Genomic DNA, 13,198 nt, shown 5'->3' with positions numbered 1-13,198 from the left:
TTCCGGATGGAAAGGACCATTGGCATGGCAGAACGCCTGACCAAAACAGGAGCGCGAAACGTCTTTTATGGCGGCTCCATCTTCTTCTTTGTCATATTCGTCGGGCTGACCGCCCATAGCCATTATTACATGCGCACCACCTCGACGGATGAAAGCACGCTGACGGAAAGCGTCGCGCGCGGCAAGCACGTGTGGGAGAAAAATTCCTGCATCAACTGTCACACGCTGCTCGGTGAAGGCGCCTATTTCGCGCCTGAACTCGGCAATGTCTGGAAGCGCTATGGCGGCGTGGAAGACAAGCAAGCGGCGCGCGATTCCATCAAGGGCTGGATGGCCGCCCAGCCAACCGGCATCGAGGGCCGACGCCAGATGCCGCAGTTCAATCTCACCGAACAGGAACTCGATGATCTCGTCGACTTCCTCGAATGGACGAGCCGGATCAAGACGCAGAACTGGCCGCCGAACGAGGCGGGTTGAGGTGGACGGCAAGGAGATGACGAGATGAAATACCAGACACAAAAAGTCGCCATGCTGTATTTTTACGGCGCAATCGGGCTGTTCGTGGCGCAGATCCTGTTCGGCGTCGTCGCCGCGACGATCTACGTGCTGCCCAACACGCTTTCAGAGCTTCTGCCCTTCAATATCGTGCGCATGATCCACACCAACGCCCTTGTGGTGTGGCTGCTGATGGGCTTCATGGGCTCGACCTTCTACCTGCTGCCGGAAGAGACGGAAACGGAGCTTTACAGCCCGAAACTCGCCGTCGCGCAGTTCTGGATCTTTCTGGTGGCCGCAGCCGTTGCGGTGGTCGGATATATGTTCCGCATCCATGAAGGCCGCGAATTCCTCGAGCAGCCCTTCGCCATCAAGGTCGGCATCGTCCTCGTCGTCCTGATGTTCCTGTTCAACATCACCATGACGGCGCTGAAGGGCCGCAAGACCACTGTTATCAACATCCTGCTCTTCGGTCTCTGGGGTCTGGCTATCTTCTTCCTCTTCGCCTTCTACAATCCCATGAACCTGGCGCTCGACAAGATGTACTGGTGGTACGTCATCCATCTTTGGGTGGAAGGCGTGTGGGAACTGATCATGGCCTCGATCCTCGCCTTCCTGATGATCAAGCTCAACGGCATCGACCGCGAAGTGGTGGAAAAATGGCTCTATGTCATCGTCGGCCTTGCCCTCTTCTCGGGCATTCTCGGCACCGGACACCACTATTACTGGATCGGCGCGCCGGGTTACTGGCAGTGGATCGGCTCGCTCTTCTCGACGCTCGAAGTGGCCCCCTTCTTCACCATGGTCATCTTCACCTTCGTCATGACCTGGAAGGCCGGCCGCAGACATGAAAACCGCGCGGCACTGCTCTGGTCGATCGGCTGCTCGGTCATGGCCTTCTTCGGTGCCGGCGTCTGGGGCTTCCTGCATACGCTGTCGTCGGTGAATTACTATAGCCACGGCACGCAGCTCACCGCAGCCCACGGACACCTCGCCTTCTTCGGCGCCTATGTGATGCTGAACCTCGCCATGATGGCCTATGCCGTGCCGGAAATGCGAAAGCGCGCGCCTTATAATCAGTGGCTTTCAATGACGAGCTTCTGGGTGATGTGCACGGCCATGTCGGTGATGACCTTCGCGCTGACCTTTGCCGGCGTGGTGCAGATCCAGCTACAGCGCGTCATGGGCGAAAGCTTCATGGATGTGCAGGACCATCTGGCGATCTTCTACTGGATCCGCCTCGCCTCGGGTTTCGCGGTTCTCATTTCGGCGGCCATGTTCATCTGGGCAATCCTGGTCCCGGGCAAAGAAAAACAGGGTGACGTTGCCCGCCTCGTGCAGCCCGCCGAATGAGAAAACGGACCGGCTCTCCTTTTCCCCCGGAGAGCCGGTTCCTTACCATCAAACATGGAGATGACCATGAACACCCTCTTCCGCCCGACGCCGCCGCCCTTACCAGATGCCCCCTTCTACACGCCGCTCGGCAATGAATGCGTGCTGTTCGAAAGCGCCTGGGTGCGGCAATTGCCGCTTCTGCTGAAAGGCCCGACAGGCTGCGGCAAGACCCGTTTCGTCAGCCATATGGCGGCGAAACTCGGCCTGCCGCTTTCGACAGTTTCATGCCACGACGACCTTGCCGCCGCCGACCTGACCGGCCGTTACCTGCTGAAAGGCGGTGAAACCGTGTGGATTGACGGCCCGCTGACACGCTCGGTGCGCCAGGGCGGCATATGTTACCTCGACGAGATCGTCGAGGCGCGCAAGGATGTGGCCGTCGTGCTGCATCCGCTTACCGACGACCGCCGCATCCTGCCGCTGGAGCGTACCGGCGAGGTTCTGCAAGCGCCCTCCGGCTTCATGCTCGTCGTGTCCTACAATCCCGGCTACCAGAACCTGCTGAAAAGCCTGAAACCCAGCACCCGCCAGCGTTTCGTCGCCATTGAATTCGACTTTCTGCCCAAGGAACAGGAAATCGCCGTCGTTTCGCATGAAAGCGGGCTCGATGCGCGCGATGTCGAGCCGCTCGTCGATCTCGCCCACCGGCTGCGCGGCTTGAAAGGCCACGATCTGGAAGAGGGCGTCTCCACCCGCCTGCTCGTCTATTGCGCCAGCCTCATCGATACCGGCCTTCCCGCCCGACAGGCCGTGCGCGCGGCGATGATCGAGCCGCTGACCGACGAGCCTGACGTGAAGGCCGCGCTGCATGAAGTCGCGGATGCGATCATCCGATAGGGCGCATTTATACCCATCTCGGAATGCGCGGCGAGGCCCGCGCATTCCGGCTCGATGCCATGAGGATAAACCATGCTGGACTTTCTGGAACTGGAAGAAACCGTCGGCCGCGCCTGGCACAGGCTGATCGGCGAAACCGGCACATGGCTGCGCTTTCCGGATCATGCCGTGAAGCTGGAGGATATGCAGGCCGTGCTGGCCATCTGTTTCCGCGGTTTTGGCGGTGAACATGCGGTGCAGATCGCCCCGGCCCGCGCCCGCACCTCCACGCACCGGCTGAGGCTTCGCCAACGCATGGGCCTTGGCGAAGAAAAGTTGGCCCAGCCCGGCCGTGATCATGCCACGCTGATGCTGCCGCCGGTGCTCGATCTGTTTCCCGACCGCCGCCTCAACCGCGATCTTTATCTCTGGCTCGCTGCCGCCATGGCGCTGATGCCGCTTCAACCGGTCGTGGCCGCCGACCCGCTGCGCAACGATCTTGTCCGGCTCGACCGCGCCGCAGAACTGGCGGAAGCCGTCATCCATGCCTTCCCCGGAATGAAGACCCGTTATCGCCGGCTTTGCGCCGCCCTGTTCGCGGTGCGCCAGAAGCGGCCGCTGCCGCAGGCGGAGCAGCAGGTGGAACAACGGGTGCTCTCCATGCTGGCGGAAGCGGCGGGGATCGAGGGCCACAGACCGCCCGCCGGCTTCCCGGCCAAGGCGCCGCCGCGCTACCTGCCCATGCTACCGGTTCCGCTCTGGCCGGACACGCTGCTGCGCGAAACCTCCGAGGCGCGGCAGGGCGAAGACCAGCCGGCGGCGAGCGCCGCGCCGCAGGGGGCGGAAGCGGCCCGCCATATCGCCGTGCGTGAAAAAGCGGAGAACCGTCAGACCGAACGAAGCCCCTTCATCCTCAACCGTTTCGAAAAAATCCTTTCCATGGCCGAGATGGTCAATGTCGACCGTCCCGGTGACGACAGCGACGATGCCGACGGCAGTGCGGCCGACGAGCTGGACGACATGACGCTGGGAGAAAGAAAGGGACGGCCTTCCGCCCGCTTCCGCTTCGATCTCGACCTGCCGCCCGAAGCGCTGGATCATACGCCGCTGACGGCGGAACTGACCTATCCGGAATGGGATTATCGCAGTGGCACATACCTCGCCGACCATTGCCGGGTCATCGCCTCCCCTGCGAAGGGTGCCGAGACGGCACCGGAACCCGACCCGGACACCAAGAGCCTTATCCGCCGGGTCAGGCGGCAGTTCGAGGTGCTGAGGCCACGTCACGAAATGCTGCGAGCCCAGCTTGACGGCAACGATCTCGATCTTGACGCGGTGGTGCGCGCCAGAAGCGACATCGCCGCCGGCGGACAGGGCAGCGACCGCATTCATATTGCAAGCCGCCCGCAGGCGCATGATCTCGCTGTGACGATCCTCGTCGACGTATCGCTGTCGACCGACGCCTGGTTCGACAATCGCCGAGTGCTTGATGTGGAGAAGGAAGCGCTGCTGGTGCTTGCCCACGGGCTTTCCGCCTGCGGCGACAACCACTCGATCCTGACCTTCACCTCACGCCGCCGCTCCTGGGTGCGAGTGGAGACGGTGAAGGATTTCGATGAACCGATGGGCCACGCTGTCGAGCGTCGCATTGCGGCGCTGAAGCCCGGCTTCTACACCCGCATCGGTCCCGCCATCCGCCATGCCAGCGCCAAGCTGCATGAAAGACCGGAGCGCCGCAAGCTGCTTCTGTTGCTGACGGATGGCAAGCCGAATGATGTCGATCATTATGAAGGTCGCTTCGCCATCGAGGACAGCCGCCGCGCCGTTTCCGAGGCAAGGCGCTCGGGCCTCAGTGTCTTCGGGGTGACTGTCGACAGCAAGGCGCAATCCTATATTCCGGCCATGTTCGGCCAGAACGGCTATGCCATCGTCAGCAGGATAGCGAAGCTGCCATCGGCGCTGCCGGCAATCTATCGCAGCCTTGCGGGCTGAAGCGTGTCGCGCAAACAGACCTGACGAATCTCAGGATTATTTGCGCGGCGACAATGTCTCCCAACGGCACGGCGGATAGGTTTTTCCAGTCCGCCGGCCGGCCGCGCCGCCGGACATAGTTTCATCCGCGGCCGTGGAGCCAACCTATGTCCGAAGCCCAAACTGCAACCAATATCGATGTGCGCATCATTCCGCACCGCGAACGCCATCCGCGCATTTTCGGCGCGCTCGGCGCATTGGCTCAAGGGCAATCGCTGCAAATCACCAGCGATCACGATCCCCGTCCGCTGCTTTACCAGCTGGCCACCAATTTCCCCGGTGAATTCGGCTGGGAATATCTCGAACAGGGTCCGGAAGTCTGGCGTCTCGATATCGGCCGGCTGGAAGAACAGGCCGAAGGCTCCGAGGACGATATGTCCGGTTGCGAATGCTGCTGCGGATCCGAGCATTGACCCCAGCGCCTGCGGCATGGTGAAAAGCCCTCTGGCGGACGGCTCATGTCGCCGCCAGCCGACTAACGAGGTGAAGCAATGACGGAAATGATCAGGGAACTCGATGTCCGGCCGCTTTTGCAGAGCGGCGGCGAGCCCTTTCCGGCAATCATGGAAGCCGTGGCCGGGCTTGCGCCGGGTGAGGCGCTGCGATTACTGGCCACCTTCCGGCCCGTTCCGCTGTTCAAGGTGATGGCCGAGCGCGGTTTCGACCATCAGGTCCGGGAAATCGGCGGCGGCGACTGGGAAGTGCTGTTTACGCCGCAATCCAGTGAAGCCGAGCAGATTTCCGTTTCGCCGGCGCTTGCGGGCAATGCCGAGGAGCCGCAGATATGGCCCGACCCCATCACCTATCTCGATCTCAGCGACGAGGCGACCGGGGGTCAGACGAGCCGTACGCTTGCCGCACTTGACCGTCTTCCCCCGGGCGCCGTGATCTTCGTGCTGATGCCGCAGGAACCGACCTTCCTCTACCCGGAGCTTCTGGCCCGCGGCCATCAATGGGCCGGCAATTTCGACGAGGCGCGCACGGCGTTTCGCATCTTCATCCGCGCCGGGGCCGGTGCACATTAAACCATCGGGTATCCTCGATAACGAAACGCCCCGGAAATTGCTTCCGGGGCGTTTCGTTTTGGCGGTTTAGCAACGAACCCGACTACGCTTTCAGCGGTTTGCGCTCACGCATCAGGATCGGCCCGTATTCGACGCAGAAGAGACCGAAACCGACGATCCAGAGAAGCGCCGAGCAGGCGTAAAGATGCATCATCGCGCTGGGGAAGAACTCGGCCGCAGGTCTCAAGAGCGCGCAGGCGATCAGAGATACATAAGCTGCGATGGTGACCCTGCTGGCCGCAAGCTTGCGTCCGGTGTGGCCAAGGCTTGCTCTCGTCATGACCGCAAGCATCATGCAGCCGATGACGCCGACGGTGAAGACATGCAGGACGGAGCGCGTATCCATGGCATCGAGAGCCGCCAGCGCAATGGCGATGAAACCGGCAGGGATGAAGGCATAGGCCACATGCAGCACCACCAGCACCTGCTCAGGCCAGGTCGTCCAGCCGCGCCAGCGAATGAGACGCACGGCGTGCATGAAAGCTGCCAGAAGTGCCGTGGGCACGGCCACCATGCTCTCGGGCTCTATCGTCCAGACGGCCAGCGCCGCGATGCCGGTGAGGATGGCAGCAGTGTCGAAGCCGTTATAGGGCACGGGGAAATCCGTGCGGCCGAAACGGTTCAGCCAGTTGCGGGTGAAACTCGGCACGATGCGGCCGCCGACGATGATGACGAGGACGGTATAGGCCGAGACCGCAAGGCGGGTCGCTATCTGGCTGTGATCGCCGCCAATCGCCGCCACATGGAAAATGATATTGGCGGCGGAGAGCGCCAGCAGCCCGCCCAGCACTTTGAGGTCTTTCCATTTGCGCCCGGCAATGACTTCGCGCGCGCAGATCGTGAGAAGCGCCGGCAGGAACAGCCCGTCCACGGCTGCAGCGGTGACCACGCCCACCTGATCCGGCACAAGCAGCAAAAGCCGGCCCGCGCACCAGAGCGCAAACAGCCAGACCAGCGGTTTGCCCGATACCGGCAGCCGCCCCGTCCAGTTCGGCACAGCCGTGAGAAGAAAGCCGGCCAGCACCGCCGAAGCGAAACCGAACAGCATCTCATGGGCATGCCAGTTCGGCGCACCGTAATCTCCGCCGATGCCGACAAGGCCGGAAAGAGCTGCGATCCACAACACCATCGCCACGATGGCCCAGAGGGCGCCGCCGAGGAAAAATGGCCGGAAGCCATAAGAAAAGATAACCGGGCCGGTGCGTGCCAGCCCCCTTGGAATGCCGCCCTTTGGCCGGCTGCGCCCTTCGGTGAGAACGGTTTCGCTGCCACTCATTGTAATGCTCCTCGTTTGGTCTTGACATATGTCTAGACGCAAGCCCGTCCGGCTTCTTTGCGAACAGGCAAAGAGGAGGTGCGACGCCTCCGCATGAAGCCGTAACCGCCTGCCAAAATGTCGCAGGTGGCCCGACGCGCAGTTTGCTCCATCTCAAATTGTATTTCCGCCCCTCCGCTACAAATGCTGTGACAGAGCGAAACATGCTCTGCCCCAAGAGGGACAGGAGAAATATGATGACGGAAACCTTCCACATCACACGGCGTAATATTCTCGCAGGCGCAGCATTTGCAGGGGCTATAGCTCCCGTCATCATGCCATCGGCAGCGAGCGCGGCAGAGGAAACGAAGGCCGCAGCCAAGCCATTGACGAGCGCGGAGATTGCAGCGCTACCTCGCGTAAAGGTTGATCTCGTCAAGCCGCCCTTCGTGCACGCCCACACGCAGAAAGCCGAAGGCGGACCGAAGATCGTCGAGTTCACCTTGACGATCAAGGAACAGAAAATGGTCCTCGACGACAAGGGCACCGAGGTCCATGCCATGACCTTCAACGGTTCGGTTCCCGGGCCTCTGATGGTGGTGCATCAGGACGACTATGTCGAACTGACCCTCATCAACCCCGACACCAACGAGCTGCAGCACAATATCGATTTCCACTCGGCCACCGGCGCGCTCGGCGGCGGCGGGCTCACCATCGTCAACCCCGGTGAAAAGGCGATCCTGCGCTTCAAGGCCACCAAGGCCGGCGTCTTCGTCTATCACTGCGCACCTCCCGGCATGGTGCCGTGGCACGTCACCTCGGGCATGAACGGCGCGATCATGGTGCTACCGCGTGAGGGCCTGACGGATGGCCACGGCAAGGAGCTTGTTTATGACAAGGTCTATTATGTCGGCGAGCAGGACTTCTACATTCCCCGCGACGAGGACGGCAATTTCAAGAAATATGAAAGCGCCGGTGACGCCATGGCCGATACGCTGGAGGTGATGCGCAAGCTGACGCCGAGCCACATCGTCTTCAACGGTGCAGTCGGCGCCCTGACGGGGGAACACGCCCTTCAGGCCGCCGTTGGCGAGAAGGTGCTGATCGTCCATTCGCAGGCAAACCGCGACACCCGCCCGCACCTCATCGGCGGCCACGGCGATTATGTCTGGGCGACGGGCAAATTCCGCAACCCACCGGATCTCGACCAGGAAACCTGGTTCATTCCCGGCGGCACGGCGGGCGCGGCCTTTTATACCTTCGAGCAGCCCGGCATCTACGCCTATGTCAACCACAACCTCATTGAAGCCTTCGAACTGGGTGCAGCCGCCCATTTCAAGGTGACTGGTGAGTGGAACAACAGCCTGATGCAGGCCGTGCTCGCTCCGTCGAGCATATAACGCCCGGAAGCGCGCCGCCGCCAACAGAGTGCGGCGCGCTTTCTTTCTGCTCTCTGCGGCCTGAAGGCAGGCCCGAACTTTGGCGTTCCCGCAACGCAGGCAGGTTCCCATGGGCATTCCCGGCAACAGCCATTTCCCAAATGCCGTCTCGCTTCTTTTGCCGCTCTCGCTTGCCACACTGCTGGCGACGGTGATCGGTTTCCAGTCTGGGATCATCCACGGTAGCTCCGATCCGCGCACGGCCATGACCCAGCCGCAGGTCGTTACCGTACCTGCTGGCAGTTTCACCTACCGGGCGGAGGGCGAATATTTCCGCAATGGTTATGCCGTCGATGGACCGATGATCGACGTAACGATGCGGCAAAACCTCACGATCACGAAATATCAGGTGTCGAGCGCGGATTATGCGCGCTGCGTCGCCGAAGGCGGCTGCCAGCAGCCGGAACCCGGCTTTGCCGCTGCGGTCGGCGGCGAGATACCGGCAACCGGCATCAGCCAGGATGACGCCCATGCCTATGCCGCATGGCTGAGCGAGCGGACAGGCACTGTCTGGCGCTTGCCGAGCGATACTGAACTCGCCTTTGCCGCTGGCTCGCTTTTTCCGGACGAGACGCTTGGCGTAGCTGCCGATAGTGAAAACCCCGCTTTGCGCTGGCTGGCGGATTACGAGCGGCAGACCAGCCGCAAGGCCTCGGGCAATCCCGTTCCGCAATCCTATGGCAGCTTCGGCGAAAACGAATATGGCCTTGCCGATTTCGGCGGCAATGTCTGGGAATGGACCTCGAGCTGCAGCCGGCGTGTGACGCTTGGTAATGATGGCGAAATGCTGGATACCGTCGCCTCATGCGGTATTCCCGTCGCTTCGGGAAAACACCGTGCGGCGATGAGCGCCTTCGTCAAAAACCCGAAAAGCGGCGGCTGCGCCGTCGGCGTGCCGCCTGATAATCTCGGTTTCCGGCTCGTGAAGGATACGCGCTGGTATGCGCCGCTTCTCGAAAAGCTTCGCGCAGCCGCTCTGATTTCTTGATAATCATCAATTAAAACAATTAGTTGATTCATATCATTTGATCTTCTTCCACCGGTGATAGTGCTGTATTGTGAAGATACAGAAGAGGCCGACACCCGGGTGCCCATGGCGGGAACCGTGGCGGCGGCCCACCACCGGAGAGGGTTCAAGTGAAGATTGACCGAAGCGTCATCCGGTCGCTGGCCTTGTTTGCCAAGATGGCCGACGATGAGCTGGACGGACTGCTGACCCACGCCACATCCCGGCTCGTGTCGGCGGGCGAAGCCATTTTCGAGCAGGGCCGGCCGGCCACGCATTTCTTCCTGCTCATCCACGGCCGCCTGAAGGTAACGCAAGTGACCCATGACGGTCAGCAGATCATCGTGCGCGTGGTGCACCCCGGCGATCTCTTCGGTTTCGCAAGGGCGCTGCAGCGGGCCGATTATCCCGGTACCGCAACGACGGCTGCCGAAAGCGTGATCCTGTCCTGGCAAACCGATCTCTGGCCGCAATTCGTCGAGCAGAACCCGCATCTTGCCGTCTCAGCCATGCAGACAATCGGCCAGCGTCTCGAGGAAGCCCATACGCGCATCCGCGAAATGTCGACGCAGGAAGTGGAGCGCCGGGTGGCCCATGCCGTGCTGCGCCTTTCGCAGCAGGCGGGACGCAAGGAGCTGGACGGCATCCGCATCGACTTTCCGATTTCGCGTCAGGATATCGCCGAAATGACCGGCACGACGCTGCACACCGTTTCCCGCATCCTCAGCAGTTGGGAGAGCAAGGGGCTGGTGCAGGGCGGGCGGCAGAAGCTTCTGGTCTGCAATCTGCCGGGCCTCGCCCAGCTGGCGGAAGGCGAAGTGAGCCAAGTGTAACGCGCAGGCGCCTGACCTTCGCCAGAAGCTTTACTTCTACCGCGTAGCTGCACTGCTCTCACTCAGCCGGTTTCGAAGCCGCGCTTTCGATATAGGCGATGAGATTGTCCAGATCTTCCGGCTTGCTGATGCCGGCCAGCGCCATCTTGTTGCCGGGTATTTTCTTCTTGGGCGCGCTCAGGAAATCCCGCAATTCCTCCGGTGTCCAGACAAGGCCGTCCTCGCCCGCTTTTTTCATCGCAGCCGAATAAGTATAGTCAGGCACGCCGCCTGCCGCACGGCCGATGATGCCGTTAAGCTGTGGGCCGACCCTGTTTTTCGCGCCCTCGCCTATGGCGTGACAGGCGGAACAGCGCTTGAAAACCGCCTCCCCCTTGGCAACATCGCCCTCCGAAAGAGCGGGAACGGTGCTTGCGGTCAGCATAGCCGCCGCGATGATGAGTGTCTTGCGCATCATGTCATCCTTGTCTTGCCGTATGAATGCGGCCCGCCCGCAAATGCGGACGGGCCAACAGTTCTCTCTTCAGGTCGTGCCCCAGGCAGGCGTTCCCTTCTTGTAGGGAACGCGGTCTTCGAAACCACCGGGGATTTCGTCGTAGACGAGAACTTCCGTGGCGCCGATCTTCGAGGTGAAGAAGCCGAGCAGCGTCAGCTGCTTGACCAGCGTGAAGGCGTGCGGCTTTGCCGGCGTCTGTTCAGCCTTGGCCCGCTTGTCCAGCGCGGAAAGCAGCGCCTGCCGCTCTCCTGCCGTCAGGTCCAGAAAGGCCTTTTTGTGTTCGGCCTGACTGCGCTTCTCAATGTCGGAAATTGCCGAAAGGAACAGCGTCCGCTGCTCCTCGGTGTAGCAATCGGCCGCATAGACGGCCATGAAGGCACCCACTTCAGCATCCTTCGCCCCCGGCGTGGAGGTGCGCGGAATGATGGTTTCCGCCACCTCGTCCAGAAAGCGGATTTCCTCCGGGGTGAAGACATGGGCGCTGCCGGCGGGTTTGGCGGCATTTTCCGCGGCCGTCAGGACATCCGCGCCGATCAGCGGAAGGCCGGTGGCAATGGCTATCAGTTTCAGCAGTTCGCGTCTGTTCATCACAGGTTCCCCTTCTTGCGTTCGGAAACGGCAAATTCGGCGGCACGCGCCGTCAGCGCCATGTAGGTCAAAGACGGATTGACGCAGGAGGCCGAAGTCATGCAGGCGCCGTCAGTGACAAAGACGTTCTGCGCATCCCAGACCTGGTTATTGCCGTTGAGGACGGAGGTTTTCGGGTCGCGCCCCATGCGGGCCGTTCCCATTTCGTGGATGCCCATGCCCGGCGCATAGCTGCCCCTGGAGGGTTTGACGTTCTTGATGCCGACCGCCTCGAACATCTCGACGGCGTCATTGACCATGTCTTCGCGCATGTCGAGTTCGTTCTGCTTCATCTCGACATTCATGGAGAGGACCGGAAGGCCCCATTTGTCCTTCTTGTCATGATCGAGCTTCACGCGGTTCTCGTGATAGGGCAACATCTCGCCGAAGGCGGTCATGCCGATGGTCCAGCCGCCCGGCTCCGTCAGCGCCTCCTTGTAATCGGCGCCGATATTGAGCTCGGCGATTTCCCGTTCCCAGCGCGAACGGCTGGCCGAGCCCTGATAGCCGAAACCGCGCAGATATTTACGCTTGTCGTCGCCGGTATTGCGGAAACGCGGAATGTAGAAACCTGCCGGACGGCGGCCCTTGAAGTAGAAGTCCTCGAAGCCTTCCACCTGGCCGGTCGCGCCCATGCGGAAATGGTGGTCCATCACGTTGTGGCCGAGTTCGCCGGAGCTGCTGCCGAGGCCGCCTTCCCAGACATCGGTGGCCGAATTCATCAACACCCATGTCGAGTTCAGCGTCGAGGCGTTGAGGAAGATGATGTCGGCGGTGTATTCATAGGTCAGGTTGGTTTCTGCATCGATGATCTCGACGCCGCGAGCCTTCTTCTTGTCCTTGTCGTAGAGGATTTCCTTGACGATGGAAAAAGGCCGCAAAGTGAGATTGCCGGTGGCGACCGCCGCAGGCAGGGTCGATGCCTGCGTGCTGAAATAGCCGCCGAAGGGACAGCCCAGCCGACACTTGTTGCGGAACTGGCAGCGTGTGCGCTCCTGATCGGGAAGTTCCTGGGTGATGTTGGCGCAGCGCGAATTGATGAGGTGGCGCGTGCCCTTGAACTCTTTCTTCAGCCGGCTGGCCACATCCTGCTCGACGAAATTGAGCGGAATAGGTGGCAGGAATTCGCCATCAGGGAGAATATCCAGCCCTTCGCGACTGCCGGAAATACCGGCGAAGCGCTCGACATAGTCATACCAGGGGGAAACATCCTCATAACGGATCGGCCAGTCGACGGCGATGCCTTCTTTCGCATTGGCCTCGAAATCGGTCTGCGACCAGCGATAGGTCTGGCGTCCCCAGAGCAGCGAGCGGCCGCCGACGTGATAACCGCGGAACCAGTCGAAGCGCTTTTCCTCGACATAGGGCGTTTCCTGCTCGTCGGCCCACATGCCGAGCGTCGCCTCTTCCAGCAGGTAATCGCGGCTGAGAACGGGATATTTCGCCTTCATTTCCTGCGTGGCGCGGTTGCGATGGGGGTAATCCCAGGCTTCCTTGTCGGCATTCTGATAGTCGGTGATGTGCTCGATGTTGCGGCCGCGCTCCAGCATCAGGACCTTCAGGCCCTTTTGCGTGAGTTCCTTTGCGGCCCAGCCTCCACTGATGCCTGAACCGACAACAATCGCATCATAATGATTGTTTGCCATGATAACTCCTCCGATGTGAGCTTGGAAAAAACGACAGGGCAAAGCGCTTCCCGTCGCAACGCGGCGGAAACTGGTCATGCGTCTGTCGAACCTCA

At 61.4% G+C, this 13,198-nt stretch carries 13 protein-coding genes; 9 read left to right on the top strand and 4 right to left on the bottom strand.

Translation table 11 applies throughout. The features are described from left to right. Positions 1-24 precede the first annotated feature (24 nt). The 6 genes from CFB10_RS14810 to CFB10_RS14785 all read left to right on the top strand — a co-directional run bounded on the left by CFB10_RS14810 (position 25) and on the right by CFB10_RS14785 (position 5,762). Positions 25-477: a cytochrome c gene (locus CFB10_RS14810; RefSeq protein ID WP_003504650.1), complete on the top strand. Its 453-nt coding sequence runs from the start codon at positions 25-27 to the stop codon at positions 475-477. A gap of 24 nt (positions 478-501) precedes the next feature. Beyond that, positions 502-1,848: a nitric-oxide reductase large subunit gene (locus tag CFB10_RS14805; protein WP_020010311.1), complete on the top strand. Its 1,347-nt coding sequence runs from the start codon at positions 502-504 to the stop codon at positions 1,846-1,848. A gap of 66 nt (positions 1,849-1,914) precedes the next feature. Continuing rightward, positions 1,915-2,727, top strand: a complete 813-nt coding sequence (locus CFB10_RS14800) for a CbbQ/NirQ/NorQ/GpvN family protein (RefSeq protein WP_026363638.1) — start codon at positions 1,915-1,917, stop codon at positions 2,725-2,727. Between the two features lie 72 nt (positions 2,728-2,799). Then, positions 2,800-4,698, top strand: coding sequence for a nitric oxide reductase activation protein NorD (locus tag CFB10_RS14795; RefSeq protein ID WP_020010309.1), 1,899 nt, complete (start codon positions 2,800-2,802; stop codon positions 4,696-4,698). A 146-nt stretch (positions 4,699-4,844) separates the two neighbouring features. Beyond that, a complete protein-coding gene (locus tag CFB10_RS14790; RefSeq protein ID WP_003504642.1) occupies positions 4,845-5,150 on the top strand; it encodes a DUF2249 domain-containing protein in 306 nt (101 codons plus the stop codon). A 78-nt stretch (positions 5,151-5,228) separates the two neighbouring features. Next, positions 5,229-5,762: a DUF2249 domain-containing protein gene (locus tag CFB10_RS14785; protein WP_020010308.1), complete on the top strand. Its 534-nt coding sequence runs from the start codon at positions 5,229-5,231 to the stop codon at positions 5,760-5,762. Positions 5,763-5,844: 82 nt separating this feature from the next. Here the strand turns inward: CFB10_RS14785 and CFB10_RS14780 are convergent, their stop codons facing one another. After that, positions 5,845-7,077, bottom strand: coding sequence for an NnrS family protein (locus CFB10_RS14780; protein WP_020010307.1), 1,233 nt, complete (start codon positions 7,075-7,077; stop codon positions 5,845-5,847). A 236-nt stretch (positions 7,078-7,313) separates the two neighbouring features. Between CFB10_RS14780 and nirK the strand changes: the two genes are divergently transcribed. From nirK to CFB10_RS14765, 3 genes are all read left to right on the top strand, one after another. Then, positions 7,314-8,456 carry a copper-containing nitrite reductase gene (gene nirK / locus CFB10_RS14775; RefSeq protein WP_026363637.1) on the top strand — a complete coding sequence of 381 codons (1,143 nt, stop codon included), beginning with the start codon at positions 7,314-7,316 and terminating at the stop codon, positions 8,454-8,456. Between the two features lie 109 nt (positions 8,457-8,565). Then, positions 8,566-9,483 (top strand): SUMF1/EgtB/PvdO family nonheme iron enzyme, encoded by a 918-nt coding sequence (locus CFB10_RS14770; RefSeq protein ID WP_020010305.1) that lies wholly within the window; start codon positions 8,566-8,568, stop codon positions 9,481-9,483. 149 nt (positions 9,484-9,632) lie between these two features. Next, a complete protein-coding gene (locus CFB10_RS14765; RefSeq protein WP_020010304.1) occupies positions 9,633-10,334 on the top strand; it encodes a Crp/Fnr family transcriptional regulator in 702 nt (233 codons plus the stop codon). A gap of 58 nt (positions 10,335-10,392) precedes the next feature. Here the strand turns inward: CFB10_RS14765 and CFB10_RS14760 are convergent, their stop codons facing one another. The 3 genes from CFB10_RS14760 to CFB10_RS14750 all read right to left on the bottom strand — a co-directional run bounded on the left by CFB10_RS14760 (position 10,393) and on the right by CFB10_RS14750 (position 13,103). Then, positions 10,393-10,788: a cytochrome c family protein gene (locus tag CFB10_RS14760; protein ID WP_026363635.1), complete on the bottom strand. Its 396-nt coding sequence runs from the start codon at positions 10,786-10,788 to the stop codon at positions 10,393-10,395. Positions 10,789-10,857: 69 nt separating this feature from the next. Further along, positions 10,858-11,418: a gluconate 2-dehydrogenase subunit 3 family protein gene (locus CFB10_RS14755; RefSeq protein ID WP_020010302.1), complete on the bottom strand. Its 561-nt coding sequence runs from the start codon at positions 11,416-11,418 to the stop codon at positions 10,858-10,860. Continuing rightward, positions 11,418-13,103 carry a GMC oxidoreductase gene (locus CFB10_RS14750; protein WP_020010301.1) on the bottom strand — a complete coding sequence of 562 codons (1,686 nt, stop codon included), beginning with the start codon at positions 13,101-13,103 and terminating at the stop codon, positions 11,418-11,420. The genes CFB10_RS14755 and CFB10_RS14750 overlap by 1 nt, the downstream gene beginning before the upstream one ends. Between the last annotated feature and the right edge of the window lie 95 nt (positions 13,104-13,198).

It is taken from the genome of Agrobacterium sp. 719_389, from assembly GCF_900188475.1.
Lineage (GTDB): Bacteria > Pseudomonadota > Alphaproteobacteria > Rhizobiales > Rhizobiaceae > Agrobacterium > Agrobacterium radiobacter.
The sequence above is the reverse complement of the archived record's forward strand: the minus strand, read 5'-3'. Positions and strand labels throughout refer to the sequence as shown.

What these genes read in the sequence shown, in the direction of transcription:
- CFB10_RS14800 (WP_026363638.1), top strand. Translation starts at nt 1,915, where the DNA reads ATGAACACCCTCTTCCGCCCGACGCCGCCGCCCTTACCAGATGCCCCC.
- CFB10_RS14790 (WP_003504642.1), top strand. Translation starts at nt 4,845, where the DNA reads ATGTCCGAAGCCCAAACTGCAACCAATATCGATGTGCGCATCATTCCG.
- CFB10_RS14795 (WP_020010309.1), top strand. Translation starts at nt 2,800, where the DNA reads ATGCTGGACTTTCTGGAACTGGAAGAAACCGTCGGCCGCGCCTGGCAC.
- CFB10_RS14780 (WP_020010307.1), bottom strand. Translation starts at nt 7,077, where the DNA reads ATGAGTGGCAGCGAAACCGTTCTCACCGAAGGGCGCAGCCGGCCAAAG.
- CFB10_RS14785 (WP_020010308.1), top strand. Translation starts at nt 5,229, where the DNA reads ATGACGGAAATGATCAGGGAACTCGATGTCCGGCCGCTTTTGCAGAGC.
- CFB10_RS14750 (WP_020010301.1), bottom strand. Translation starts at nt 13,103, where the DNA reads ATGGCAAACAATCATTATGATGCGATTGTTGTCGGTTCAGGCATCAGT.
- CFB10_RS14810 (WP_003504650.1), top strand. Translation starts at nt 25, where the DNA reads ATGGCAGAACGCCTGACCAAAACAGGAGCGCGAAACGTCTTTTATGGC.
- CFB10_RS14805 (WP_020010311.1), top strand. Translation starts at nt 502, where the DNA reads ATGAAATACCAGACACAAAAAGTCGCCATGCTGTATTTTTACGGCGCA.
- CFB10_RS14755 (WP_020010302.1), bottom strand. Translation starts at nt 11,418, where the DNA reads ATGAACAGACGCGAACTGCTGAAACTGATAGCCATTGCCACCGGCCTT.
- CFB10_RS14760 (WP_026363635.1), bottom strand. Translation starts at nt 10,788, where the DNA reads ATGCGCAAGACACTCATCATCGCGGCGGCTATGCTGACCGCAAGCACC.
- nirK (WP_026363637.1), top strand. Translation starts at nt 7,314, where the DNA reads ATGACGGAAACCTTCCACATCACACGGCGTAATATTCTCGCAGGCGCA.
- CFB10_RS14770 (WP_020010305.1), top strand. Translation starts at nt 8,566, where the DNA reads ATGGGCATTCCCGGCAACAGCCATTTCCCAAATGCCGTCTCGCTTCTT.